Here is a 25,917-nt window from a genome sequence, read left to right as displayed (position 1 = left end):
AGTGTTGGTCAAGGGCGAATCCAATTCCACTATCCTCTTTATTTTCCTTCAACAGGTAGACCATGATGACTTTTCATAGATTTTTTGACGCTACCTACAAAAAATGACCATCCCCTCAAGGGAGAATGGTCATTTCCTTTATTACTTGTTTAAATTTTCTTTTGCGATGTTCGCAAGTTGTGTGAATGCCGCTGCATCGTTTACTGCTAAATCAGCAAGCATTTTGCGGTTTACTTCGATACCTGCAAGTTTTAATCCGTGCATTAAACGGCTGTAAGAAAGACCGTTCATGCGCGCTGCTGCGTTAATGCGCGTAATCCAAAGTTTACGGAAGTCGCGTTTACGTTGACGACGATCGCGATACGCGTACATTAACGATTTCATCACTTGTTGGTTTGCAACTTTATATAAACGATGTTTCGAACCGAAATATCCTTTTGCTAGTTTAAGAATTTTTTTACGACGTCTGCGTGTGACTGTACCGCCTTTTACACGTGGCATAACATTTCCCTCCTAAAATTATTTTACGTTATCTAACAATTGACGAATGCGTTTGAAATCGCCTTTTGATACAAGCGTTGCTTTACGAAGTTTACGCTTTTGTTTTTGTGTTTTGTTAGCGAATAAGTGGCTAGTGAATGCGTGTGAACGTTTTAATTGACCAGTTCCTGTCTTTTTGAAACGCTTCGCTGAGCCTTTGTGAGTTTTCATTTTTGGCATAAGGTGTTCCTCCCTTTTGTTATTTGTCGTTTTTCGGTGCTAGCACTAAAAACATGCTGCGGCCATCCATTTTTGGAGCCGTCTCAACCGTACCAATATCCGCACATGCTTCAGCAAATCGATCAAGCACGCGCTGACCAATTTCTTTATGCGTAATCGCACGTCCTTTAAAGCGAATCGTCGCTTTCACTTTATCTCCTTTTTCAAGGAACTTCCGCGCGTTGCGCAATTTCGTGTTGAAGTCATGTTCTTCGATCGTTGGGCTTAAACGAACTTCTTTTACGTTAATCACTTTTTGCTTTTTACGCGCTTCTTTTTCCTTCTTTTGTTGCTCGAAGCGGAACTTGCCATAATCCATAATGCGGCATACTGGCGGTTTCGCATTTGGCGCAACCATCACTAAATCCAAGTTTAAGCGCGCTGCAATTTCTAACGCTTCTTGTTTCGTTTTAATCCCAAGCTGCTCTCCATTTGGATCGACTAAACGAACTTCACGTGCCCGAATGTTCTCATTAATAATAAAATCTTTGCTAATAACTAGCCACCTCCACGGTTTTTTCAAACTTGTTTGTTAAAGCAGAGCGCACACAACAAAAAACGTGTGGGCACAATACACCCACACGTCTCGATGACAAACGTTGACCGTGTCATTGAACCTGTTAACAGCCAAATGGCGCCGAGCAGGTGAGAAGCGGGTGCTTCTGCTTGTTTCCAAACAAGTATTTACTTTTACCTTAATATATATACCATGAATGTCATGTTATTGTCAACCGATGTTAATTGATTACAACAAATAACACTATAGCAAACATCGAGAGAAAATGCAACTATTTTCGTACTTCTTTTTCGATGAGATCGACAAACGCATGAAGCGGCATCGTTTCACTTGTTTGTTGGCCGTATTTTCTTACGTTTACCGCCTTCTCCTTTACTTCGTTATCGCCGACAACGAGCATGTACGGAATTTTTTGCATTTGTGCTTCACGAATTTTATAGCCGATTTTTTCTTCACGCTCATCGACTTCAACACGGATGCCGGCTGCTTGTAATGCATGCTTCACTTCATATGCGTAATCGCTATGAACAGATGGAGCGACCGGAATGACTTGTACTTGCACTGGTGCTAACCAAGCCGGGAACGCTCCTTTATACTCCTCGATTAAAAAGGCAACGAAACGCTCCATCGTCGATACAACACCACGATGAATAACGACTGGGCGATGCGGTTTTCCATCTTCACCGATGTACGTTAAATCAAAACGTTCCGGTAGTAAGAAGTCGAGCTGAACAGTTGATAACGTTTCATCTTTACCGAGCGCCGTGCGCACTTGCACATCTAGCTTCGGACCGTAAAACGCTGCTTCACCTTCCGCTTCATAATAAGCGAGACCGAGCTCATCCATCGCTTCTTTCAACATGCTTTGTGCTTTTTCCCACATCGCATCGTCATCATAATATTTCTCTTTATCTTGTGGATCACGATAAGACAGACGGAACGAATAATCTGTTAGACCGAAGTCTTTATATACATCTAAAATTAAATTCACGACGCGTTTAAATTCTTCTTTAATTTGGTCTGGACGAACGAAAATATGCGCATCATTTAACGTCATGCCACGCACGCGTTGCAAGCCTGTAAGCGCACCAGACATTTCGTAACGATGCATCGTGCCGAGCTCGGCAATACGAATTGGCAACTCGCGATAACTATGAATTTTATGCTTATATACCATCATATGATGCGGACAATTCATCGGACGGAGCACAAGTTGCTCGTTATCCATTTCCATTGGCGGGAACATGCCATCTTTATAGTGATCCCAATGTCCAGACGTTTTATATAACTCTACGCTACCAAGCACCGGTGTATATACGTGCTGATAACCGAGGGATAGCTCTTTATCGACGATATAACGTTCAATTGTTCGGCGAATCGTCGCCCCTTTTGGTAACCAAAGCGGCAAACCTTGCCCGACTTTTTGCGATGTCATAAATAAGTCAAGCTCTTTTCCAAGCTTACGGTGATCGCGCTCTTTCGCCTCTTGTAAAAGGCGTAAATATTCATCTAAATCTTCTTTTTTGAAAAATGCTGTCCCGTAAATGCGTTGTAACATTTTATTTTTGCTGTCACCACGCCAGTACGCACCAGCGACGCTTAACAGTTTAAACTCTTTTATTTTTCCTGTTGACGGTACATGAACCCCGCGGCAAAGATCGAAAAATTCACCCTGTTCGTAAATGGAGACGACTTCTCCTTCCGGAATGTCGTGAATGAGTTCGATTTTTAAATGGTCGCCGATCTCTTCATAACGGCGAATCGCTTCTTCACGGCTCACTTCTTTTCGAACGATGTCGATGTTTTCTTTTACAATTTTTTTCATTTCACTTTCAATTTTCGGCAAGTCTTCCGCTGTAATTGGCACATCAACGTCGATGTCGTAGTAAAAGCCGTTTTCGATCACAGGACCAACACCAAGCTTCACATCTTTATACAAACGTTTAATCGCTTGCGCCATTAAGTGAGCTGTACTATGACGCAAAATGTCAAGCGCTTCTGGCATATCTTGTGTAATGATCGAAATCGCACCGTCTTCCTCAATTGGTGTACGTAAGTCGATGAAACGGTCGTTTAACTTGCCGGCAATCGCCTTTTTCTTCAAGCCTGGGCTAATGGATGCTGCAATATCCTCCGTTGTTACTCCTTTTGGAAACTCCTTTACCGCACCATCTGGAAATGTGATTTTTACTACATCTGCCAAAATAACTCACTCCTTCTTTAAAAAATAAAAAAACTCGTCCCAAAAACGAGGGACGAGTTGGCTTCGTGGTTCCACCCTTCTTTCCGTCTATACAAATACAAAACGAGCGTATAAACGGCTTCATTTCGATAACGGCGCAAACCGTCAGCAATTACTGAACGGGCAATCGTCCCATTGTTCACTGCTGAAGTTTAGAGGTGGTAAGTGCATTTTCCGTGTTAGGAAGGTTTCAGCCTATGCCTTCCCTCTCTGTGAACCGTAAAAATACACCCGTGTCCTCATCATCACTTTTGGATTTATTCATTATGTACGTCATTATAAGCATATTTTTTTGGAAAATCAAGAGGTGTTCGTAGCTCAATTCGCTCTTGAAATACGTTTTGAATCGTTTGAATCATCCCAACATCTGTCGCATCGGTATATATCCATATTTTTTCTGGCGCAATAGAGATGAGCGGTGCTAATACAGATGTATCAATATACATCGGCTGACTCACCATCAATCTACGGTCAATCCACTGCTTCAGCTGCTGAGGTGACAAGTAGACGAATCGCTCATCGAAAAATTGAAACGATCCGTGCTCATATAATACGTGAAGAGCATTCATTTGCGGTTGACGTAATGCAACAATTTCACGCAACATATGAACAAACGCCTGGTATTCTTGCTCTAGTTTGTATTCATCGATCGCTAATTCAACATAATGCATCAGCCGATCGTAATACGGTTTTAAACGGAAAGTCATAAGCGACTCAAATGAAAACAATCCTTCATATAAACATTCGTGCAACGATTGTGCAATTAATTGTTCACGCGATATATTCGCTTTTTTCCTAAGGCGATAATCGTACCTTTCCCCCTCAATAAACGAATAGGCGAGCTGTAAAATTTGTTGTTGTTCTTCTTCATTTTCGTAAAAAAATGTGCGTGAAATGATCGATAAAATCCAACGTGCTTCAAACGCTCGAATGATACATGAAGTAAAAATCGGAATAAACAATGCGCGCATGTGCGCAACATCTTGTTCATGAAAGAAAATAGTAATCGTCTTGTCATCGTAAAGCAATTTCCCATACGGTTGTGGTGCTTTACTTAATTCAGCAAATAGTCGTTGCGCATCTTGTCCATCTTGAAATACGATATGAATCAACGGTGCCCCCCCTTTTTCCGAAACATGCTTGTTTTATATATATGGGGGACACCGTCTGTTTATCACATGTCGATTCGGCGATTTTTTCCTTTCATTTCGATCGGAGTAGCTAAATAAACAATTCGTTCAATGATTCGTGCCGCTTTCACTTGTTCTTCTTCTCCTCGTTGTGAGTGGGCAAGATGATGCGTCAGACGTTTTAAATCGAAATTCGATGTAAAACATGTCGGTAAATGTTCAAGCATGCGATATTGTAAAATCGGCCCGAGCACCTCATCGCGCCACCAGCTTGACATAAGCTCCGCTCCTAAATCATCGAGCATAAGCACGGGTACTTGTTTTGCATATTCGATCGTATCTTGAAATGCATCCGTTTGAAGCGAAGATTTTAACGCTCGAACAAATTCGGGCACGTACACAAGAAATGAAGCAATATGTCTTTGGGCTAGCTCGTTTGCCATCGCCGCTAACAAGTATGTTTTTCCTACTCCAAATGACCCATATAAATATAACCCTTTTATTCGTTTACCTACTTCATACGTCGATGCAAATGTATTCGCAAGTTCGATCGCTTCAATACGTCCAAGATCATCCGTCTCTAGCTGATCGAATGAGGCCTCAAGCATATCGCGCGATATAAATAAGCTGCGAATAAGCGATTGCTGTTTTTTTCGCTCATCATCTTGCACTTTGCGTGCGCACCGCTCATACTGTACGTCAATATTTTTTCCTTGCCAAATTAAGTGAGGAGTATACCCTTGCAGCAAGTTCGGGCATTGTTCTAAACTACGACAACGCTCACAATGCTTACTTTGTTGTACAAATTCATACAACTTGCCGAGATGGCGATTGATCGTCTCATCCGTCACATGATGACCGCGCAAAAAGGCTTGAACGTGCGGATCGCGTAAAATATCCCGCTTCATCGCCTCATACCGCTCTTTAAAATCGTGTCGATTCATCAAATGGTTGATCGTTTCCCGAATTGGTTTCATCGTTTATCCCCTAACTTTTCGGCTTTTTCAACCGTTCTTCCAACTCGCGCCGTTTTTGTTCTAACTCTTCTTCCGACTTGACTTGCTTTCGTTCAAACTGCGAATAATCCGTTTGCAGCCAATCTGGCAGTAATTCCGTACGAATCGGCTTTTTAGAGCCTTTTTTCTCTTTTTCTTTCATAAACGTTTCATATTCGCGCGCTTCTTTTTTCGCTAGCTCCATCGCTTGCTGTACCGTACGCACCTTTTTTCGCGCCCACGAACTAGCAATTTTTTCTACATATTTTTTCGGAAGCTTCATATCTGTACGTAACATGACGTAATAAATAAGCACATTCATGACGCCTGGTGGCAGTTTTTGCTTAAACATCATTTCTTCAATTAGCTGCAAATCCGCTAATGCAGGTTCAGCTCCACCAGAAAAGTCCATAAGTAACTGTCTCGGTGAAACGGTTTCAAGTTGTTTCATTAAATATTCTTCTTCGTTTTTCGGCTCGGCATGCGCCATCGTTCGTTCTGCTAACGGCTGCACCCGATCATATAAACGCGGGAGCGCTTCCCCTCGTTCAAATTGATACCATTCTTGCGCCGCCTTTCTTAACGCTTCGATGTCAATTTGTTCAGCTGGATCAATGACACCCATCACAATTTTTTGCATATCAAGCGGACCAATACCATATAAAAAGGCGAGCTTTTTAATCGCCTCTTTCACTTTTTCAGTAATGGCGCGCCGCGGCACAAGATGATGCGACAACCCAGCGTAAAATGCGTCAAAATCAAATATATCGTCTTGCATCGTATACGTTGCTCGTTCTTTTCTCATATACTGTTGCCCGTCTTGGAGCATCACTTCTTGTTTCGCTTCGTCGCCTAACTTATGAATCATTTTTTCAGGTTGAATCGATGAAAATACATCATGAAATGAGCGAGTAACAGGTGTAAACGAAGTGTAATCAATGGAACGATCGGAAAAAAACTTTTTCAACTTTTGAAATTTCGTTTTTCCTACACGATCATATAAAAATACATTTAACACACCATCAGTGAAAAATTGTTCTGGTGTAAGGGGAAGGCGAAGCTCGTAAATAAATACGCGTTCATCATCTGCATTCGTTCGCTTCATATACGTATTTAACAACCCGATTCCCTCAAGTTTTAAACGTTCAGCGTATATCGTTGGCAAACTGCATTGCATAATTGCCATTAAACTATGGTGTGTCGTCTCTTCACTCCATAAGCGTGTTTGCTCAAGTTCGCTCCATAACGTCATATATAAACTATACGCTTGCGCACCAATTAACGGTTGATATAACAGTGTCAATACTTTCCGATCTAGTTCACTTAAAACACCATTGGCGTGGACAATATATCGGTCGACCGCAATTAATTCTTTCCAACTATATTCCATATTATCGACCTTCTTCATATGAAAAAGAGCATATTATGCCCTTTCTCCTTGTTCTTTTTTTATTAGTTCTTTTAATTCTTCGATAAAGACGTTTAAATCTTTAAACTGGCGGTATACAGAAGCAAAACGAACATAAGCGACTTCGTCAATTTTGGACAAGCGTTCCATCACCATTTCACCGATCGTTTCGCTTTTCACTTCATTGATCCCGCTATTGCGCAACTCTCGTTCAATTTGCCGCGTTACTTCTTCTAATTGTTCAAGGGCAACCGGACGCTTTTCGCACGCTTTAATGAGACCGCGCAATATTTTTTCACGGCTAAATTCTTCTCGTGTTCCTTCTTTTTTGACAACAATAAGCGGCGATTCTTCCACTTTCTCAAACGTTGTAAAGCGAAAATGACAACGTTCACATTCGCGACGGCGGCGAATAGAACGTCCTTCATCGACCGGACGCGAATCAAGCACGCGCGTCCCATTGTGGTGACACGATGGGCATTTCATCATCTTTGGCGAGGAGACCCCGACTTCTAAGCGAGAGCGAAAGTCGGGGAGGAATCGCCCTTCCTCCTTTCTTTTGTATATGATAAAATAAGAATATGGAGAAAACCGTTGAATTAAGGCACTCCAATTCCCGTTACTCGATGTAGGGAGTTGGTTGCAGGAAACGTTGCAACCGTAAAACATCGAGCGTACATCCGTCTGTTGTGCGTGGAAGTCAAGTACTGCCTACAGACATGCCGAGCCACTCGGTAGCGATATAGGCATGACCTATGTCGTTGGGTAGTCGTCAGCCTGCCCCTGATGTAACCCCAAGTCAAGGAGGGAGGACGAAGTCCGTTCGCACTTCTGGGGAGTTGCAAGCCCCCGCTTCAAGCGTTAGCTAAGTGGGGGTAGTTGACATGTATCAGCTCCCTGCCAGTAATCTTACCCTTATAGTAGACAAAAAAAGGACGATGTACAACTACTTCTCTCCATATATTCCCGACCCGATGTATGTTAATCGTTTCGCTAATTCGTCATACAAGCGGATGATGAGCTGGCGACTAAATCCGAAATCAACAGGAAGCCATGTTGTTTCCGTTGTCACTGAAAAGTCAATTGCTGTTTCAAACGGTCGAACAGAAATAACCGTCACGACGATAAACGCTTTTTTTCCTTTCGTTAGCGATACGCTCATTTCTCCTCGTTCTTCTGATATCGCTACAACGCGACACCCTTCCATCTGCTCAAACATTTCTTTGACAGCTTTTAACGCAGCCGTTTGCGTCGTTTTATAGTAGCGACTTTTTAACTGTTCATCAGGATGACGTTCGGATGTTTCATTATGATTTGTAAATATATATTTTATTTTCACCTTTCGTCCCCTCACTTTTCGCAAATGATAAAAAAAGAGGTGCATCATCTACACCTCTTTTCTCTTCCTCTTTATTATAAAGCTTTTGCTTGTTTAATTTCAATTGGACCCATACCACGAGGCAATTCAATTGTTTCACGCGTTTGCGCACCTAATGCTTCAGCGATGTAATCCGCCGCAATCGTTGGATCTAAATCACCACATGTGTACACATCAATGCTAGCATAGCCATGCTCAGGAAAACTATGGATAGTTAAATGTGATTCAGAAATGATTACAACACCGCTAACGCCTTGTGGTGCAAATTTATGAAACGCAACTTCACGAATTTCAGCACCAGACTTTAACGCTGCATCAACAAATGTTTTTTCAATAAACTCCATGTCATTTAACTTATCAAAATCGCATCCCCAAAGTTCTGAGATAACGTGACGACCCATTGTATCCATGATCGTATCCCCCTTTTATAAATTTTGAAAAAAATAAACGATGAATTTCTTTTGCTTTCTGGAATGTATAACTACCACGGGGGAAAGTTAGTCCAAAGAGGTCCTAACCCTTTAAGTAGTCACATTACCACGCGTTCAAGAAGTTCACGAAACATAGTATACTTCGTTTATATATTTTTTTCAATATCGTTTTTTATTTTTTTATCAAATGGGCAGAAAAATAACGCCGGGAACCCCAGCGTTATACATTCGCAACCGCTTCATTTTTTAACAATTGTTTCGCAACTAGTTTTGTTAAATCAACAACCCGACATGAATAGCCCCATTCGTTATCATACCATGCTAACACTTTTACTTTCCGATTTTCGATCACCATTGTCGATAACCCATCAACAATCGCAGAATGTGGATTTGTATTAAAATCAATGGATACAAGCGGTTCCATCGTCACGTCTAAAATGCCTTTTAACTCCCCGCGAGCTGCTTGCATAAATGCTTCATTCACTTCATCGACCGTCACATCTTTTTTCACATCGACAACGACGTCAACAAGTGAAACGTTTGGCGTCGGAACGCGCAACGCCATGCCGTGCATTTTTCCTTTTAAATGTGGCAATACAAGTGCTAAGGCTTTAGCCGCACCTGTTGTTGTCGGAATGATCGATTGTGCGCATGAACGTGCTCGACGTAAATCTTTATGTGGATTGTCGATGTTTTTTTGATCGTTTGTGTAGGCATGAACAGTTGTCATAAGTCCATTTTCGATGCCAAACGCTTCATCAAGCACTTTCACAACGGGCGCTAAACAGTTTGTTGTACATGAAGCGTTTGAAATGATGATGTGCTCTTTAGAAAGCATATGTTCGTTTACTCCCATCACAATTGTCACATCTTCATCTTTACCTGGCGCTGTTAAAATTACACGCTTCGCTCCTGCTTCCACATGCATCATCGCTTTTTCTTTCGCATTAAATTTTCCTGTCGCTTCAATGACGATATCGATTTGAAGTTCTCCCCATGGCAATAACCGCGGATCGCGTGAATTGAGTAACTTTACTTTTTTCCCATTTACAATGAAACCATCTTCAACCGAAACGACTTCTCCATCAAATTTGCCATGATTCGAATCGTATTTTATTAAATGAGCTAACGTTTCAGGCGGATAGCTCGCATTAATCGCTACAATCTCAATGTCATGTTCCATTATAGCTTTTCGGAATACCATGCGCCCAATGCGTCCGAATCCGTTAATCGCTACTCTCGCTTTCATTATATAGCCCCTTTCAATATATGTGTTATACTTTTTATCTGTAATCCGCAAAAATAGTATAACATTTTTAAGGTGTTTATGCTATAAAAAAATGAAAAAGGGGCATCCTATTTTTTTAGGACACCCCAACGCATTAAACATGCATGCAATTGTCGTTTCGTTTCTTCTATCGTTCCGTTATTATCAATAACTGCATCGGCTTTCTTTCTTTTTTCTTCAAGTGGCATTTGTGCTTTCATGCGCGCCCATGCTTCTTCAACGGAAAAACCGTTGCGCTCACAAAGACGCCGCAGCTGCGTTTGTTCGTCTACATATACGACAAGAATGCGATCAACGAGATGCTCTAATTTACTTTCGAATAAAAGGGGGATATCAAGAACGACCGCTTTTTTCGCTTGTTTTGCATATTGCTCTTTTTGTTGTAGCATATGTTTCCGAACGAGCGGATGAACAATGGCATTTAACTGTTTTCGCTTTTGTTCATCATGAAATACGATCGCACCAAGCTTACGTCGATCAATCGCACCATTTGAGTCTAAAATGTCGCTTCCAAACGTCTCAACAATTAGTTGATACGCTTCACCGTCGATGGCTGTGACACGGTGAGCAATTTCATCTGCATCGATGACAGGAATATGTAAGTCGCGGAACATCGCTGCGACCGTACTTTTTCCGCTCGCGATGCCCCCAGTTAATCCAATCGTTAACACGACTGTCACCTCTTATCTCATTTTAAAAATACCGAGCACAATGAGCATAATCCCAGGTAAAAACGAATATTTTTGCATCCAGACAGATGTTCCAAACGACTTTCCAATTTTCAAACCACTAAATAAAAAGCAGAAGCTAAGCAAACAAACGAGAAACGTAGTAAACGTCAATGAATAGTTTAAAAGCGCCGCACTTACCCCTGCGCCAAACGCATCAAGTGATAACGCTACACCTAAAAATACCGCTTCCATCCCTGTAATCGTACCTGATCGGTCAAAATCGGCCATCGTCGGTTTTCGTAAAATTTGAATGACGATGCCGAGCGAACGAATTTCTATATTCATAATAAACTTTTCTTCGTTCTCATCTCGTTTGAGCATAAATTGAATAATCATCCATAGTCCTAATAAAATCAATATGCTTCCACCAATGGCGTTTGCAGCAGTTGGTGAAAAGAACACATACATGATGCGCCCAATGCCCATCGCAACTAAAAAAGTCATACATGAACAAAGCGAAATAATGAGCAATGAACGAAGCGGAATATGTACACCCCGCATGCCATACGTAATGCCGACAGTCAAACCGTCGATGCTCACAGCTAAAGCAAGCAAAAATAACGACCATGTAATCATATGCGCTCGCTCCTTCCTTTAAACAGCTACCATAGTATATGGAAGGAGCCTATGCAATGTTCTTCTTCTATTTTTGACACGTTCCACAATAATGTGTACCGCGATTGGCGACGACCGTTTTTATAATTAAGTTGCCACATCGGCGGCACGGCATATTGGCGCGGCCGTACACATATAATTCATTTTGAAATGTTCCCGACTTTCCTTGTGTATTCACATACGTCCGAACTGTACTTCCCCCTTTTTCAATCGCTTCTCGCATCGTCTCAATTATCGCTTTATGCAATGCTTCAAATTCTTGTACAGTTAACGTCGCAGCTACACGTTCAGGGTGAATAGATGAACGAAATAACACCTCGTCCACGTAAATGTTTCCTAATCCTGCGACTACCGTTTGATCAAGCAATGTCGCCTTCACCGTTCGTTTTGTCCGCTTTAGCTGATCAGTAAGCCATGATGCTGTAAATTGTTCGTCTAACGGCTCACGTCCGATGTTGGACAAAGGGGGGACATGACATTCGTCCCCTTTATCGAATAAATGCATCGTGCCAAATTTGCGCACATCGCGATAACGAAGTTCCGTGCGATCGGTAAACGTGAAAAAAATGTGCGTATGTCGATCAAATGGCGCATGTTCATCTTCATATATGTAACGTCCTTCCATACGCAAATGTGAAACAAGCACGACGTCATCCAACTGAAATATTAGGAACTTGCCGCGGCGGTGAATGTCGTGAATCGTCTGTTCTTGCAGACGCTCACAAAACGTCTCTACATCGGGATATTGAACGATCTTTTTCCAATGCACTTTCACCTGTTCAATCGTCTTGCCTACAACGAGCGGCAAAAGCGTACGTCGTACCGTTTCCACTTCAGGTAATTCTGGCATGCTCGCTCACCCTTTCGTTACTTCGCATCATACCATGTCGGTCCAAAATGATAATCGACTTTTAACGGAACACGTAATGATACGGCGTGTTCCATCACATCCGGAACAATGTTTTTCAACCGTTCAATTTCTTCTTTTGGCGCTTCCAAAATGAGTTCGTCATGCACTTGCAACAATAGGCGCGCTTGCATTCGTTCTTCCCGCAGCCGCTCGGCTAAATCAATCATTGCTTTCTTTATAATATCTGCAGCGCTACCTTGAATTGGCGTGTTCATAGCTGTCCGCTCGGCAAAACTGCGAACATTGAAATTGCTGCTCGTAATATCCGGCAAATAGCGACGTCGGTGAAGCAACGTCGTCACATATCCTTTTTGCTTCGCATCTTGCACGATTTCTTCCATATACTTTTTCACACCCGGATAACTGTGGAAATAGCGTTCGATAAATTCAGCCGCTTCTTTACGTGTAATACCTAAATTTTGTGACAATCCATAGTCGCTAATTCCATAAACGATGCCGAAATTAACCGCTTTCGCTTGACGGCGCATATGGGCAGTCACTTCATCTTCTGCCACATGAAAAATGTCCATCGCCGTTTTCGTATGAATGTCCAAATCTTGATGAAACGCTGCAATTAAATTGTCATCATTAGCTATGTGGGCTAGAACACGCAACTCAATTTGTGAGTAATCAGCAGCAAAAATGACCCAATCATCAAAAGACGGAACGAACGCTTGGCGAATTTTTCTTCCTTCTTCAATGCGAATCGGGATGTTTTGTAAATTCGGTTCCGTTGAACTTAAACGCCCTGTTTGAGTTAACGCTTGTTGAAAAATAGTATGCACTTTTCCTGTATCTTTTCGGACGACTTTCATTAATCCTTCGACATATGTGGATTGTAATTTTCCGAGCTGACGATAGTGTAAAATTTGCTCAATAATTTCATGGTATGGCGCTAACTTTTCTAGAACGTCAGCGGAGGTAGAATAACCTGTTTTCGTTTTTTTCACAATCGGCAACTGAAGTTTTTCAAATAAAATCGTTCCTAGTTGTTTCGGAGAATTAATGTTAAACGTTGTTCCTGCAAGTTCATAAATGCGTTGCTCAATTTGTTCGAGTTGGGCAGTAAACTCTTTTCCCATCTGTTCCAAACGATCAACATCCACTTTCACACCGTAAAATTCCATTTGTGCTAAAATGAACGTCAGCGGTAATTCTAAATGTACAAGCAATTCAAATTGTTCATTCCGCTTTAGTTCTTGAATATATGTTTCTTTCAACGAAGCGATCGCTTTCGCCTTTCGTACGAGATGTTCAGCTAATACATTTACCGATGGAACAGCTTGTTTCGCTCCTTTTCCATATACTTCTTCGTCGCTTTGTACATCTGTATATTGCTTTATTTTTGCAATGGCCGCCACATCCCCATTCGCATCCGTCGGATTAAGCAAATAGGCAGCTAACAATAAATCGAAATCAACGCCTTTTAGGTCAATGCCATGCCATTTCAGTGCCACAATGGCGCGTTTCGCATCAAATACACTTTTTTTGCATTGCTCATCTTCAAGCCATGTTTGAAATGCTGATGAAGCGAACGCCACGTCTGTCGGGATAAAAAAGTACCCGTTCTTATTGGCGAGTGCAAAACCGAGAATAGGTGCACGATGATAGTTCGCATCCACCACCTCGACGACAAGGGCGCTTTCCTTCGTCAACATGTGCTCTTCAATCGCTTCAACTGTCACAAAAGAGACGTCCGATAAGTTCGTTTTCTCATGCGCATGTTGACTAATTTTATCCATAAGCGATGTAAAGCCGAGCTCCTGAAATAACGAAGCAACGCGCTCAACATCATATGATTGCCATGCTAGTTCATCGAGCGACAACGTTAACGGAACGTCGCGATGAATCGTTGCTAACTGTTTGCTTAACAACGCCTGTTCACGATATGTTTGCAAATTCTCCTTTAGCTTTTTTCCTGAAATATGTTCAAGCGATGCAAGTACATGTTCAACTGTTCCGTACTCCTTTAATAATTTTAACGCCGTCTTTTCTCCAACCCCAGGAACTCCCGGAATATTATCTGAGGCATCTCCCATTAATCCTTTTAAGTCCACAATTTGTGCCGGTGTTAATCCATATTTATCGAGTACATATTTTGGCGTATATCGCTCCATATCCGTTATTCCTTTTTTCGTCACATGCACATGAATACGCTCAGATACTAATTGCGTTAAATCGCGATCCCCTGAAATAATGATGACGTCAAAACCTTCTTTTTCCGCCCGCGTCGCTAACGTTCCGATAATATCGTCCGCTTCGTAATTTTCAAGTTCATACGTGCGAATGTTATATGCAGCGAGCAGTTCACGTAAAAACGGAAACTGTTCCGATAACTCTGGAGGCGTTTTTTGTCTTCCACCTTTATATTCCGTATATACTTCATGACGAAATGTCGTTTTCCCTGCGTCAAACGCAACGAGCATATGCGTTGGCTTTTCTTCTTCAATGAGTTTCATTAACATCATTGTAAAACCGTAAATCGCATTTGTATGAATGCCTTTATCGTTATGTAAGAGCGGCAACGCAAAAAAAGCACGATAAGCGATGCTGTTGCCGTCAATAAGCACTAGTTTGTTTGTCAAACCGAAAACCCTCCTCTTTATTCACTTACGCTTATTTTACCACGATCATTGCCAAAAAAGAAAAAAGACGAGAACATTCATTGTCCTCGCCTATTCCAAGACAATCAGCTTCTTGGATGAAGGGGTTTTCACATCTTATGTTATCAACATTTTTTTAATGTATAGTAAACCGTTTGTAAATATATCGTTAAAAATCATTCGTCCACACATGCATCGACGCGAAAATGAACGGTAAACGTCGTCCCTACCCCAACTTCACTTTTTACAGAAATTGTTCCATGATGCGCTTCTACTAAATGTTTAACGATAGCTAAACCAAGACCTGTTCCTCCTGAATTGCGACTTCTTGCTTTATCTACACGATAAAATCGCTCAAAAATGCGCGGAATTTCTTCCTGTTCAATGCCTATCCCTGTATCGCTCACATGAACATGTAGCTGCTTGTCCTCTTTCTCAACATGAACTGTAACACGTCCACCAGTTGGGGTATAAGCAATCGCGTTGTTAATTAAATTAATAAAAATTTGTTTTAATCGGTGCAAATCGCCGTACATGTAACAATGTTGGGCATTCGAGGACCATTCCAACGCGATTTGTTTATCGGTCGCTTTCCCCTCTAGCATAACAATAACTTCTTTTAATACTTCATGTAAATCAACGACAGATACATTTAACGTGAACCCTTGTTGTTCGATTTTCGACAAATCTAGCAAGTCTTGAATTAAATGTTGCAACCGCTCGCTTTCTTTCAAAATGATTGTTAAAAAATATTCGAGCGTTTGAGCATCATGCATCGCTCCATCTAACAACGTTTCAGCAAAACCTTTGATAGACGTAATCGGAGTTTTTAACTCGTGCGAAACGTTTGCTACGAAATCTTTCCGCATTTGCTCAAGTTTTTTCAACTCGGTAATATCATGGAATACAACAATAATTCCTTTCCATTCATCATTCGTTCCAATAATGGGCGTTCCGTATACTTCAAAATGTTTTCGCTCAATATCAACAGGAAGAAGCAATTGTTTGCGGACATTGATTTCCATCATAAATATTTCTTCTACAAGCTCAATGATTTCTTTATGCGGAAACGCCTCATAATATAAGCGATGGACGTAGTCAGACGGATCAACATGAAACATTTCTTTATACGCGCGATTCATGAGAGAAATGTAGCCTCGCTGATCGATTAAAATTAAGCCGCTCCCCATATTTTCGATGAGGGCACGCAAGCGGTCTTGTTGCATCTCTTGCATCCGTACCATCTCCTGCAAATTGCGCGCCAAAATGTTTAACGACTGACTAAGCATCCCCGTCTCATCTTCCCGACTTTCGTACGTCCGCGCTTTATAATTGCCGCGCGCAAGCTCCATCGCCACTTTTGTTGCAGCTTCAATCGGTCTTGTATATTGATTTGTAATTTTAATTCCCAATAAAAGAATAATGAAAAAAGCGATGCTCAAACTGAACGTAAGCAATAGCCAAATTTGTTCATTGACACGCTCGATCGCATACATAGGCAAGCTGATGACAATATATCCAATTTGCTTATTTTTTTGCCAAAACGGAACAGCGTAATAATATAAATCTTGTTCTTCTTCAAAAACAACTGATCGTTTCTCTTGCTTTAACACCGTTTGAATCATTTTTTTATGACGTTTTTCGTCGATCGATACGTAGTTGTCTGTATCGAGCAGCACCATTCCATCATGATCGACAATCGTTATGCGAGCAGACAACACATCGCTAATGGCGCGCAATCGTTGTTCAAACGTCGAGGAGTGAAGGGATTCGTTTTCCATATATAACGCTAAAAGCTTAGCCTCTTTCTCCATTCGATCATGTACAGCATCTAAGTAAAACTTTTGGAAAAGTTGTCCTAGCAGCAACCCGAGCCCAAATAAAACGGATAAAATGACCGAAATAAGCCCGAGCAATAACCGGGAGCGAAACTTATTCATCCGCTTTCGGCTCCTCTAGTTTGTACCCTAGTCCGCGTATCGTTTTAATGTATAGTGGCTTGCGCGTATCCTGTTCGATTTTCTCACGCAAATGGCTAATATGCACATCAACAATGCGCGTATCTCCAGCAAAATCATAGTTCCACACTGCACTTAATAACTGATCACGCGTCAACACGCGCCCTTTATGTTTCGCTAAATATGCCAACAATTCAAATTCCTTTGGAGTAAGTTCTAATCTATGTTCTGCAAAATACGCTTCATAGCGATCAGGGAATATTTTTAGTTGTCCGACAACGAGCGAATCGTCACTATGTTCTTGCTTTTCCTCTTGGCCATGGATCGCTGTTCGCCGCAAAATCGCTTTTACACGCGCAACGACTTCACGTGGGCTAAACGGTTTTATCATATAATCGTCAGCACCTAATTCAAGTCCGAGCACTTTATCGAATTCATCATCTTTTGCCGTCAACATTAAAATCGGGGTCAATACTTTTTGTTGACGTAGTTGTTTACATACTTCAATGCCGTCTAATTTCGGTAACATTAAATCGAGAATGATAAAATCCGGACGCTCCGCTAATGCTTTATTGAGTCCCTCTTCCCCGTCATAAGCTGTCAATACGGTAAATCCCGCTTGTTTTAAATTGTACTCTAACAATGTGACGATCGACTGCTCATCGTCGACAACTAACACACGTTTTGACATAGCCATCCTCCAGCAACGTAAATTTGTTACATTTTTATTATAACGAGTTATTTTAAAAGATAAAAATAAAAAAGAGGCAGCGCCCCTTTTTAAAAATTATCTAATGCTTTCTCTTCAATAAACGGATATGGTGGAACGACACGCAATGTTCCAACCAATACTTCTTCTCCATCTCTAACAACTTGAACTGAAACATGAATTTCATTGTTTTCTTCATCAACAGATGTCACTTCAAATAAAAATTCAACATGTTCGTAATGATACACCGGCCGTTTAAATTCAATTGTTTTGGAAACAATATGGCTTCCTGGTCCCGGTAAATATTTTGAAATCGCTGATGTAATCAATCCTGTTAACATGATCGCCGGTACGATTGGACGCTTCAATGGCGTTTGTGATGCGTAGTCGTGTTGAATATAAAGCGGATTCGCATCGTTCGTAAGCCCTAAGTATAACAACAAGTCTTTATCTTCGATCGCCTCCGTTAACATAAGTTTCTCACCAACGGATATGTCCGAAATCAACCTTCCAATTTTACGCTTTTTCCCTAACATCCTTCTTCCCCCTTTGTTTGACCATATACAAAAATTCGGGGGAATCCCCGAATTTTTGTTATTGTAATACGTTCATTACATTTTTCACCGACTCAACAGATTTTGCTAATGCCGCTTTTTCTTCCTCTGTTAACTCGAGCTCAATAACTTTTTCGATTCCGTTGCCACCTAAAATCGTTGGCACACCTAAATAAATACCTTCATATCCATATTCACCTTCTAAATAAGCGATGGCTGGAAGAACTCGGCGCTGGTCTTTTACGATCGCCTCAACCATTTCCGCGAGGGACGCGGCTGGCGCATAATACGCGCTACCATTGCCAAGCAAGTTAACAATTTCACCGCCGCCTTTACGCGTCCGTTCGACGATGGCGTCTAAACGTTCTTTCGGAATTAGCGTTTCAAGCGGAATGCCACCTGCATATGAGTAACGGACAAGCGGCACCATATCATCGCCATGACCGCCTAAAACAAATCCTGTAATGTCTTTGACAGACAAATTCAATTCTTGTGCAACAAATGTACGGAAACGTGCGGTATCTAACACACCAGATTGACCGATGACACGATTTTTCGGGAAGCCGGATTCTTTAAATACTGTATATGTCATCGCATCGACCGGATTGGTTAATACGATAATAAAGCAGTTCGGTGAATACTTGACGACCTCTTTCGTCACAGCCTTCATAATGCTTTGGTTTGTCGTTACTAAATCGTCGCGGCTCATGCCCGGCTTGCGTGCGATGCCAGCCGTGATTACAACGATATCCGAATCGGCCGTATCCGCATAATTCGACGTTCCAATAATATTCGCGTCAAAACCGAGAACTGGGCTTGACTCAAGCATATCAAGCGCCTTTCCTTTTGTTGGATTTTCCAATTGCGGAATATCGACAAGGACGATATCACCGAGCTCTTTTTGCGCTAAAATAAACGCGGTCGTCGCTCCCGTAAATCCAGCACCGATAATCGAGATTTTTTTACGTTTCATACCCACGTTCTTCCATCCCCTTTTTATCATAATTTATTTCAAGCGGCGTCATCCGTTTCAGTTGCTTTTTATTCTCCCATGTTTTGAATGAGAGCATCTGCAAATTGCGAACATTTTACTTCTGTCGCACCTTCCATTAAACGCGCGAAGTCATATGTGACGACTTTAGATGCGATCGTTTTTTCCATTGAATTAATGATCAGTTTTGCTGCCTCGTTCCAACCGAGATGTTCAAACATCATGACACCAGATAAAATAACAGACGATGGGTTCACCTTATCTAAGCCGGCATATTTCGGTGCAGTTCCATGCGTTGCTTCAAATATAGCGTGTCCTGTTTCATAGTTGATGTTTGCACCTGGTGCGATGCCAATGCCACCTACTTGCGCTGCGAGTGCATCAGAAATGTAGTCTCCGTTTAAGTTCATCGTCGCAACGACGTCAAACTCACGAGGACGAGTTAAAATTTGCTGTAAGAAAATGTCCGCAATCGCATCTTTAATAATAATTTTTCCTGCTGCTTCCGCTTCCGCTTGCGCTTGATTTGCTGCTTCTTTTCCGTGCGTTTCAACGATGCGGTCATACTCTGCCCATGTAAACACTTGGTCACCGAACTCCTGTTCAGCCAGTTCGTAACCCCAGTTTTTAAACGCACCTTCTGTATATTTCATAATGTTACCTTTATGAACGAGCGTAACAGACTTGCGACCATGTTCAATTGCGTACTTAATTGCCGCACGCACTAATCGCTTCGTTCCTTCTTCTGAAATCGGCTTAATGCCGATGCCTGATGTTTCAGGGAAGCGAATTTTGCGCACGCCCATTTCGTTTTGTAAGAAATCGATAACCTTCTTCACTTCCGGTGTCCCTTTCGCGTATTCAATTCCAGCGTAAATATCTTCCGTATTTTCACGGAAAATAACCATGTCCGTATCTTCAGGACGCTTGACTGGCGAAGGAACTCCATTAAAATAGCGAACCGGACGAAGACATACAAACAAATCGAGCTCTTGACGAAGCGCAACGTTCAATGAACGAATTCCGCCTCCTACCGGAGTTGTCAACGGCCCTTTAATCGCAATTATGTATTCACGAATCGTATCGAGCGTTTCTTGCGGCAACCATTCACCTGTCAATTTAAACGCCTTTTCACCAGCAAGCACTTCTTTCCAAACGATTTTTCGCTCACCTTTATAAGCTTTTTCAACAGCTGCTTCTAATACGCGAGAAGCGGCCGCCCAAATGTCCGGACCTGTCCCGTCCCCTTCAATGAATGGAATAATTGGATAGTTTGGAACGTTTAATACCCCGTTTGTAACCGTAATTTTTTCTCCTTGCATCACAATAACGACCTCCAAATCATGTAGTATAAAAAGGTGAGAAAGGCGAGTTTCCCACCTTGTAAAACCATCATTATGCGCGTTTTTCAAGCGGTACGTACACTTGTCTCGTCGGTCCTGTATATTCTGCACGCGGACGAATGAGACGGTTGTTTTCGTACTGCTCTAAAATGTGTGCGAGCCAGCCGGACATGCGGCTAACAGCGAAAATTGGTGTGAATAAATCATGATCAATTCCTAAACTATGGTAAACAGAAGCTGAGTAGAAGTCAACATTTGGCGGCAATCCTTTTGTCGATGTGACGATCTCCTCGATTTTCACCGACATGTCGTACCAATGTGGTTCGCCTGTCAACTTCGTCAATTTTTCAGACATTTTCTTTAAGTGTTTCGCACGCGGATCTCCGTGACGATACACGCGATGGCCGAAGCCCATAATTTTTTCTTTGTTGTTTAATTTGTTATGAATGTACGTTTCTACGTTTTCAAGCGTGCCGATTTCCGTCAACATTTTCATTACCGCTTCGTTCGCTCCACCGTGAAGCGGCCCTTTCAACGCTCCAATCGCCGCTGTAATGCCTGAATATACATCAGACAAAGTAGCAACACAGACGCGCGCTGTAAACGTTGACGCATTCAATTCATGGTCAGCATGAAGGACGAGCGCCTTATTAAACGCTTCAACAGCAATTGGATCTGGCTCTTTTCCTGTCAGCATGTATAAAAAGTTTGCTGCGAAACTTAAATCTTTGCGCGGCTGAACAGGCTCCAATCCTTTGCGAACGCGCGAAAACGCAGCAACGATCGTCGATACTTTCGCCTGCAAGCGAATAGCTTTTCGATAGTTCGCTTCCGGATTCATCGCTTCCGCCTCTTCATCGTACAAACCAAGGAATGAAATTGCTGTACGAAGCGCAGCCATCGGATGCACTTGATCAAGCGGATACATTTTAAAATGATCAATAACTTGTTGCGGAATATCAGCATTTTCTGCTAACTGCTTTGTTAGCGTTTCCAATTCTTCTTTGTTCGGTAATTTGCGATGCCAAAGTAAATAAACAACCTCTTCAAACGTAGCGTGTTCTGCTAAATCATCGATATTATACCCAACATATGTGAGCGTATCATCGATGATTGAACTAATGGTGGAAGTGGTTGCAACAACCCCTTCGAGACCGCGAGTTACTGTCATGTTACATCTCTCCTTTTCACTTTTATTCCCCTTTTCCCATGTTGATGCACGTCGGTGAGCGCTTGCTCAAAACACATGAATAAAAATGCAAAGAAACGGCTTACATTTTGTTATATATTCACCTATCCACTTAACGAAGCGGGCAGGGGAATATATACGATCGTTTCGTACATGCTCCACTACTATTATAAACAATTATCAGACTTTTGTGAACTAAAAGAAATCATAATTCAAAAATATTATTATGAAAAAGTAATAAATCATGAAAACACATCGACCATTTTCATGATCGTATATGCGATACCAGCACCAATTAATGGGCCAACAGCGACGCCTTTGAATAAAGATACAGCTAAAATCGTACCGATGACAAGCGCAGTCGTCATGTGCGGATCTTTCGCAAGCAGCGTCACGCCTCCTTTTGCTAACAAAGCAACGGCAATTCCTGATAACAACGCAATCCATGCATAAATCGAGCGAACGGATTCCGTCAGTTCTTTCAAACCTATTTTTCCGGATGCGATCGGAACTAATACGGCAATTGTAATGATTGTCACACCGAGATTGATCCCTTTTTGTTGGAAGTAAGGAAACACTTTTGAACTTAATCCGATGCTCTTTACAACAAGTAAAAAAAGTACAGCAACAATAAGAGAGTGATTTTTCGCAATCATCCCAATCACGAGCAAAATAAATAAAAAAATAAACGGCTGCACGTAGCATCCCCCTTTCTTAAAACTTTTTCTTCTTTTGCATTGTATATTATAATAGTCATAAATGCCAAAAAGTCGGGAGGTGAGGGAGTGTCGAATCAATATTTGTACAGTTCCCTGCGTTTTTTATTTGTGATCGTGGTGATCGTCGCTGGATTAGCAAGCTTATATTATTTGTCCACGTTAACGTATCCGTTTTTAATTGCGTTAGCGATCGCTTTTCTTATTAATCCTATTGTCGATCTATTAGAGAAAAAAGTGAGGATGCCAAGAGCTTTGGCGGTCATCGTTGTTTTACTTTTTTTACTCGCACTCGTTGCCGGTCTCGTTACTCTTCTCGTTGCGGAAATTGTAACAGGAACACAATATTTAGCAACAGTTGTGCCTAACCATTTTCAAAAGCTCGTCGTTTATATGGAACAGTTTGTCGCCAGCCAGCTCATTCCATTATATAATCAACTCGCTACTCTTTTTAAAAATTTAGACACAACCCAACAAGATACAATTATGACAAATATCCAATCGGTTGGGACGAAAATTGCGACGACAGTGGGGCAGTTTATTCAAAATATATTACAAAACATTCCTTCCATCATTGGATGGTTGCCTAATTTTGCAACAATTTTTATTTTTTCATTGCTAGCTACGTTTTTTATAAGCAAAGACTGGTATCGGCTAAAAGCGTTGTTTCAAAAATTATTGCCAAGCAAAGTGCAGACGAGCGGAACAAAAGTTTTTGCAGAATTAAAAAAGGCTCTATTCGGCTTTATTAAAGCACAAGCTACGCTCATTTCCATTACGACGCTCATCGTATTAGTCGGATTGCTTATTTTGCGCGTAGAATATGCGATTACTATCGCCCTTATTATTGGCATTGTAGATGTTTTACCTTACTTAGGAACGGGATTAGTATTCGTTCCATGGATCATTTATGCCGCAATAAGTGGTGAAACTCATTTTGCGATCGGACTTAGCGTGCTGTATATTGTCGTTCTCGTACAACGGCAGGTGATGGAGCCGAAACTTCTTTCTTCGAATATCGGACTTGATCCGTTAGCGACATTAATCGCTTTATTCGTCGGCTTCAAGTTAATCGGTTTTCTCGGTTTAATCGTCGGACCGGTGTTGCTTGTCATCGGACGCACGCTGCATCATGTCGGCGTATTTCAAGACATCTGGAACTTCATAGTTGGAAAAAAAGAAGCATAAGCGACGAGCTTATGCTTTTCTCATTTCCGAATGTACATCCATGTTTTTGTGTAAAACATCCATTTAAACAGGCGCACGAGCCATGGTTTTATTTTTTTTCGTGCCAACGGGAGAAGGAGCATAAACCCTACTGTATCCGTAATAAAGCCTGGCGTTAATAATAACATCCCCCCGACTAAAATACAAACGCCATCTAATAGTGCATCACTAGGTATATGTCCCCTCATCAGCTCATCTTTTACACGTTGAAGCGTATATATGCCTTGTCGCTTCGCCAAAAATGCACCGATGATGCCCGTGGCGACAATAAGCGCAAATGTCGGCCAAACTCCGATCGCCTGTCCCGATAAAACGAGAACGACAATTTCTAATGCTGGAATAACGATAAAAAGAAGTGAAAAGATACGGCGCATTGAGATCCCTCCAAAACAAGAAAAGAAGGGGTTGTTCCCTTCTTTATTATAGCACGCTTGCATGGCCGCGATAAATTGCACCAAAGCTCGCATCTACTGTAATATCTTGTCCATCTTTTAAAATGGATGTAGCATTGTTTACTCCAACAATGACTGGAATACCTAGGCTCAAACCGACAACTGCAGCGTGGCTTGTTAGACCACCTTCTTCCGTAATGATCGCGACAGCTTTTTCTAGTGCCTTCATCATGTCCGCATCTGTTGCAGGTGCCACTAAAATGCCACCTTCAACCATTTTTTTAAGCGCTTCTTGGGCAGTTTTTGCTACAACCGCTTTGCCAAATGCTGATTTACGACCGATGCCTTGGCCTTTTGCAATCATATCACCGATCATATGAACTTTCATTAAGTTCGTTGAGCCCGTTTCCCCAACTGGTACTCCCGCAGTAATGACAACGAGATCACCATGTTTGACGATGCCTGTGCCAAGAGCGGCCTCAACAGCAATATCGAGCATTTCGTCTGTCGACGTTGCATGTTGGGCAACGCCTGGATAAACACCCCAAACGAGCGCTAATTTCCGAGACACTGCTTCATCAGATGTCACCGCAATAATTGGCGCTTTTGGGCGATATTTCGAAATCATACGCGCCGTATGACCGCTCACTGTCGGCGTCACAATCGCTGCGACATCTAAATTTAACGCTGTATGGGCAACCGATTGTCCGATCGCATCTGTAATCGTTGTGCCGCTTTGTTTGCTGCGTTTTGATAATAAGTCGCGATATTGCAACGCTTGTTCTGTACGTAAAGCGATGCGATGCATCGTTTGTACCGCCTCAACTGGATAAGCTCCTGCTGCCGTTTCGCCAGAAAGCATAACCGCATCTGTTCCGTCAAAAATGGCGTTCGCTACATCGCTCGCCTCAGCGCGGGTTGGACGTGGATTTCGTTGCATGGAATCAAGCATTTGTGTCGCTGTAATAACAGGTTTTCCAAGCGCATTGCATTTTTTAATTAGCTCTTTTTGGACGAGAGGCACTTCTTCCGCTGGAATTTCGACGCCTAAGTCGCCACGAGCAACCATTAAACCGTCTGCTACTTCTAAAATTTCATCAATATTGTCTACGCCTTCTTGATTCTCAATTTTCGGGATGATTTGAATGTGTAACGCGTCATGCGCCTCAAGCAATTCCCGAATTTCGAGCACATCTGAAGCGCGACGAACAAATGATGCAGCAATAAAATCAATACCTTGCTCGATACCGAAACGAATGTCAGCAGCATCTTTTTCTGTAATACCTGGCAATTTTACTTTGACGCCCGGAACGTTTACACCTTTTTTATTTTTTAATACGCCACCGTTTAATACTTTTGTTTTTATTTCTTTCGCTTCTTTATCAACAGCCAATACTTCTAAACCAATTAAACCATCGTCTAACAAAATCGTTGAGCCGACATGCACATCGTCAATTAGCCCTTCATACGTAATCGAAAATTTTTCTGGCGTACCGAGCACTTCCGTCATCGAAATAGTGACTTCAGCGCCCGCTTTCAATTCAATCGCACCATTTTCCATGTCATGTGTACGAATTTCTGGTCCTTTCGTATCCAATAAAATCGCAACCGTTTTTCCAGTCATTCTCGATGCTTCGCGAATGTTGCGAATGCGCGCTGCATGTTCTTCATGACTTCCGTGCGAAAAGTTGAGGCGGGCAACATTCATCCCTGCCTCAATGAGCTGCACAAGCTTTTCTACACTTTCACTCGCTGGACCGATCGTACAAACAATTTTCGTTTTGCGCATAAATACCCTCCTACACTTTGCATATGGAAACGATACCATAAA

The 25,917-nt window shown here is 41.9% G+C and carries 25 protein-coding genes and 1 other annotated feature; of the genes, 1 reads left to right on the top strand and 24 read right to left on the bottom strand.

The features are described from left to right. Window positions 1-141 precede the first annotated feature (141 nt). The 22 genes from rplT to BM213_RS07120 form a co-directional block, all read right to left on the bottom strand. Window positions 142-501, bottom strand: a complete 360-nt coding sequence (rplT, locus tag BM213_RS07230) for a 50S ribosomal protein L20 (protein WP_003397837.1) — start codon at window positions 499-501, stop codon at window positions 142-144. 18 nt (window positions 502-519) lie between these two features. Next, window positions 520-720 (bottom strand): 50S ribosomal protein L35, encoded by a 201-nt coding sequence (gene rpmI, locus BM213_RS07225; RefSeq protein ID WP_003397838.1) that lies wholly within the window; start codon window positions 718-720, stop codon window positions 520-522. Window positions 721-739: 19 nt separating this feature from the next. Further along, window positions 740-1,282 (bottom strand): translation initiation factor IF-3, encoded by a 543-nt coding sequence (infC, locus tag BM213_RS07220; RefSeq protein WP_004889092.1) that lies wholly within the window; start codon window positions 1,280-1,282, stop codon window positions 740-742. Window positions 1,283-1,307: 25 nt separating this feature from the next. Beyond that, window positions 1,308-1,433: a sequence feature (ribosomal protein L20 leader region), on the bottom strand. 114 nt (window positions 1,434-1,547) lie between these two features. Beyond that, window positions 1,548-3,479 (bottom strand): threonine--tRNA ligase, encoded by a 1,932-nt coding sequence (gene thrS / locus BM213_RS07215; protein ID WP_091702469.1) that lies wholly within the window; start codon window positions 3,477-3,479, stop codon window positions 1,548-1,550. Between the two features lie 296 nt (window positions 3,480-3,775). Further along, complete coding sequence (ytxC, locus tag BM213_RS07210; protein WP_091702466.1) at window positions 3,776-4,630, bottom strand: putative sporulation protein YtxC; 855 nt, start codon at window positions 4,628-4,630, stop codon at window positions 3,776-3,778. Window positions 4,631-4,692: 62 nt separating this feature from the next. Next, window positions 4,693-5,625 carry a primosomal protein DnaI gene (gene dnaI, locus BM213_RS07205; RefSeq protein ID WP_091702465.1) on the bottom strand — a complete coding sequence of 311 codons (933 nt, stop codon included), beginning with the start codon at window positions 5,623-5,625 and terminating at the stop codon, window positions 4,693-4,695. A 10-nt stretch (window positions 5,626-5,635) separates the two neighbouring features. Further along, window positions 5,636-7,033 carry a replication initiation and membrane attachment family protein gene (locus tag BM213_RS07200; RefSeq protein ID WP_091702463.1) on the bottom strand — a complete coding sequence of 466 codons (1,398 nt, stop codon included), beginning with the start codon at window positions 7,031-7,033 and terminating at the stop codon, window positions 5,636-5,638. A 33-nt stretch (window positions 7,034-7,066) separates the two neighbouring features. Continuing rightward, the gene (gene nrdR / locus BM213_RS07195; RefSeq protein ID WP_091702471.1) at window positions 7,067-7,537 is read right to left on the bottom strand and encodes a transcriptional regulator NrdR; all 471 of its coding nucleotides are present in this window, start codon (window positions 7,535-7,537) and stop codon (window positions 7,067-7,069) included. 460 nt (window positions 7,538-7,997) lie between these two features. After that, complete coding sequence (locus tag BM213_RS07185) at window positions 7,998-8,390, bottom strand: cytosolic protein (RefSeq protein ID WP_091702461.1); 393 nt, start codon at window positions 8,388-8,390, stop codon at window positions 7,998-8,000. A 74-nt stretch (window positions 8,391-8,464) separates the two neighbouring features. After that, window positions 8,465-8,839: an adenosylmethionine decarboxylase gene (gene speD, locus BM213_RS07180; protein WP_091702459.1), complete on the bottom strand. Its 375-nt coding sequence runs from the start codon at window positions 8,837-8,839 to the stop codon at window positions 8,465-8,467. A 241-nt stretch (window positions 8,840-9,080) separates the two neighbouring features. Then, window positions 9,081-10,109 carry a glyceraldehyde-3-phosphate dehydrogenase gene (locus BM213_RS07175; RefSeq protein ID WP_091702457.1) on the bottom strand — a complete coding sequence of 343 codons (1,029 nt, stop codon included), beginning with the start codon at window positions 10,107-10,109 and terminating at the stop codon, window positions 9,081-9,083. Between the two features lie 107 nt (window positions 10,110-10,216). Then, a complete protein-coding gene (gene coaE / locus BM213_RS07170; protein WP_091702453.1) occupies window positions 10,217-10,819 on the bottom strand; it encodes a dephospho-CoA kinase in 603 nt (200 codons plus the stop codon). 12 nt (window positions 10,820-10,831) lie between these two features. Continuing rightward, window positions 10,832-11,455 carry a sporulation membrane protein YtaF gene (gene ytaF, locus BM213_RS07165; RefSeq protein ID WP_091702451.1) on the bottom strand — a complete coding sequence of 208 codons (624 nt, stop codon included), beginning with the start codon at window positions 11,453-11,455 and terminating at the stop codon, window positions 10,832-10,834. A gap of 67 nt (window positions 11,456-11,522) precedes the next feature. After that, window positions 11,523-12,344: a DNA-formamidopyrimidine glycosylase gene (gene mutM / locus BM213_RS07160; protein WP_091702448.1), complete on the bottom strand. Its 822-nt coding sequence runs from the start codon at window positions 12,342-12,344 to the stop codon at window positions 11,523-11,525. 17 nt (window positions 12,345-12,361) lie between these two features. Then, the gene (gene polA, locus BM213_RS07155) at window positions 12,362-14,989 is read right to left on the bottom strand and encodes a DNA polymerase I (RefSeq protein ID WP_091702446.1); all 2,628 of its coding nucleotides are present in this window, start codon (window positions 14,987-14,989) and stop codon (window positions 12,362-12,364) included. Between the two features lie 194 nt (window positions 14,990-15,183). Continuing rightward, complete coding sequence (pnpS, locus tag BM213_RS07150) at window positions 15,184-16,947, bottom strand: two-component system histidine kinase PnpS (RefSeq protein WP_091702443.1); 1,764 nt, start codon at window positions 16,945-16,947, stop codon at window positions 15,184-15,186. Then, window positions 16,940-17,656 carry a response regulator transcription factor gene (locus BM213_RS07145; protein ID WP_091702440.1) on the bottom strand — a complete coding sequence of 239 codons (717 nt, stop codon included), beginning with the start codon at window positions 17,654-17,656 and terminating at the stop codon, window positions 16,940-16,942. Before BM213_RS07145 ends, pnpS begins: the two co-directional genes overlap by 8 nt. An 89-nt stretch (window positions 17,657-17,745) precedes the next feature. After that, entirely contained in the window at window positions 17,746-18,210 is a 465-nt protein-coding gene (locus BM213_RS07140) for a MaoC/PaaZ C-terminal domain-containing protein (protein WP_091702437.1), read from the bottom strand. A 58-nt stretch (window positions 18,211-18,268) separates the two neighbouring features. Continuing rightward, a complete protein-coding gene (gene mdh / locus BM213_RS07135) occupies window positions 18,269-19,207 on the bottom strand; it encodes a malate dehydrogenase (protein ID WP_091702435.1) in 939 nt (312 codons plus the stop codon). A 62-nt stretch (window positions 19,208-19,269) separates the two neighbouring features. Beyond that, the gene (gene icd / locus BM213_RS07130; RefSeq protein ID WP_091702432.1) at window positions 19,270-20,544 is read right to left on the bottom strand and encodes an NADP-dependent isocitrate dehydrogenase; all 1,275 of its coding nucleotides are present in this window, start codon (window positions 20,542-20,544) and stop codon (window positions 19,270-19,272) included. Between the two features lie 70 nt (window positions 20,545-20,614). Then, window positions 20,615-21,733: a citrate synthase gene (citZ, locus tag BM213_RS07125; protein ID WP_091702430.1), complete on the bottom strand. Its 1,119-nt coding sequence runs from the start codon at window positions 21,731-21,733 to the stop codon at window positions 20,615-20,617. A 260-nt stretch (window positions 21,734-21,993) separates the two neighbouring features. Next, complete coding sequence (locus tag BM213_RS07120; protein ID WP_091702427.1) at window positions 21,994-22,449, bottom strand: DUF441 domain-containing protein; 456 nt, start codon at window positions 22,447-22,449, stop codon at window positions 21,994-21,996. An 87-nt stretch (window positions 22,450-22,536) separates the two neighbouring features. Between BM213_RS07120 and ytvI the strand changes: the two genes are divergently transcribed. Continuing rightward, window positions 22,537-23,655, top strand: coding sequence for a sporulation integral membrane protein YtvI (ytvI, locus tag BM213_RS07115; RefSeq protein ID WP_091702425.1), 1,119 nt, complete (start codon window positions 22,537-22,539; stop codon window positions 23,653-23,655). A gap of 20 nt (window positions 23,656-23,675) precedes the next feature. On the opposite strand, the gene BM213_RS07110 is transcribed toward ytvI, so the two are convergent. After that, on the bottom strand, window positions 23,676-24,068 hold the full coding sequence (locus BM213_RS07110; protein ID WP_091702422.1) for an FxsA family protein: 393 nt from the start codon (window positions 24,066-24,068) through the stop codon (window positions 23,676-23,678). Between the two features lie 46 nt (window positions 24,069-24,114). Continuing rightward, a complete protein-coding gene (pyk, locus tag BM213_RS07105) occupies window positions 24,115-25,875 on the bottom strand; it encodes a pyruvate kinase (RefSeq protein WP_091702420.1) in 1,761 nt (586 codons plus the stop codon). Window positions 25,876-25,917 lie beyond the last annotated feature (42 nt).

This window comes from Anoxybacillus pushchinoensis (assembly GCF_900111795.1).
In the GTDB taxonomy this organism is placed as follows: Bacteria; Bacillota; Bacilli; order Bacillales; family Anoxybacillaceae; genus Anoxybacillus; species Anoxybacillus pushchinoensis.
The sequence above is the reverse complement of the archived record's forward strand: the minus strand, read 5'-3'. Positions and strand labels throughout refer to the sequence as shown.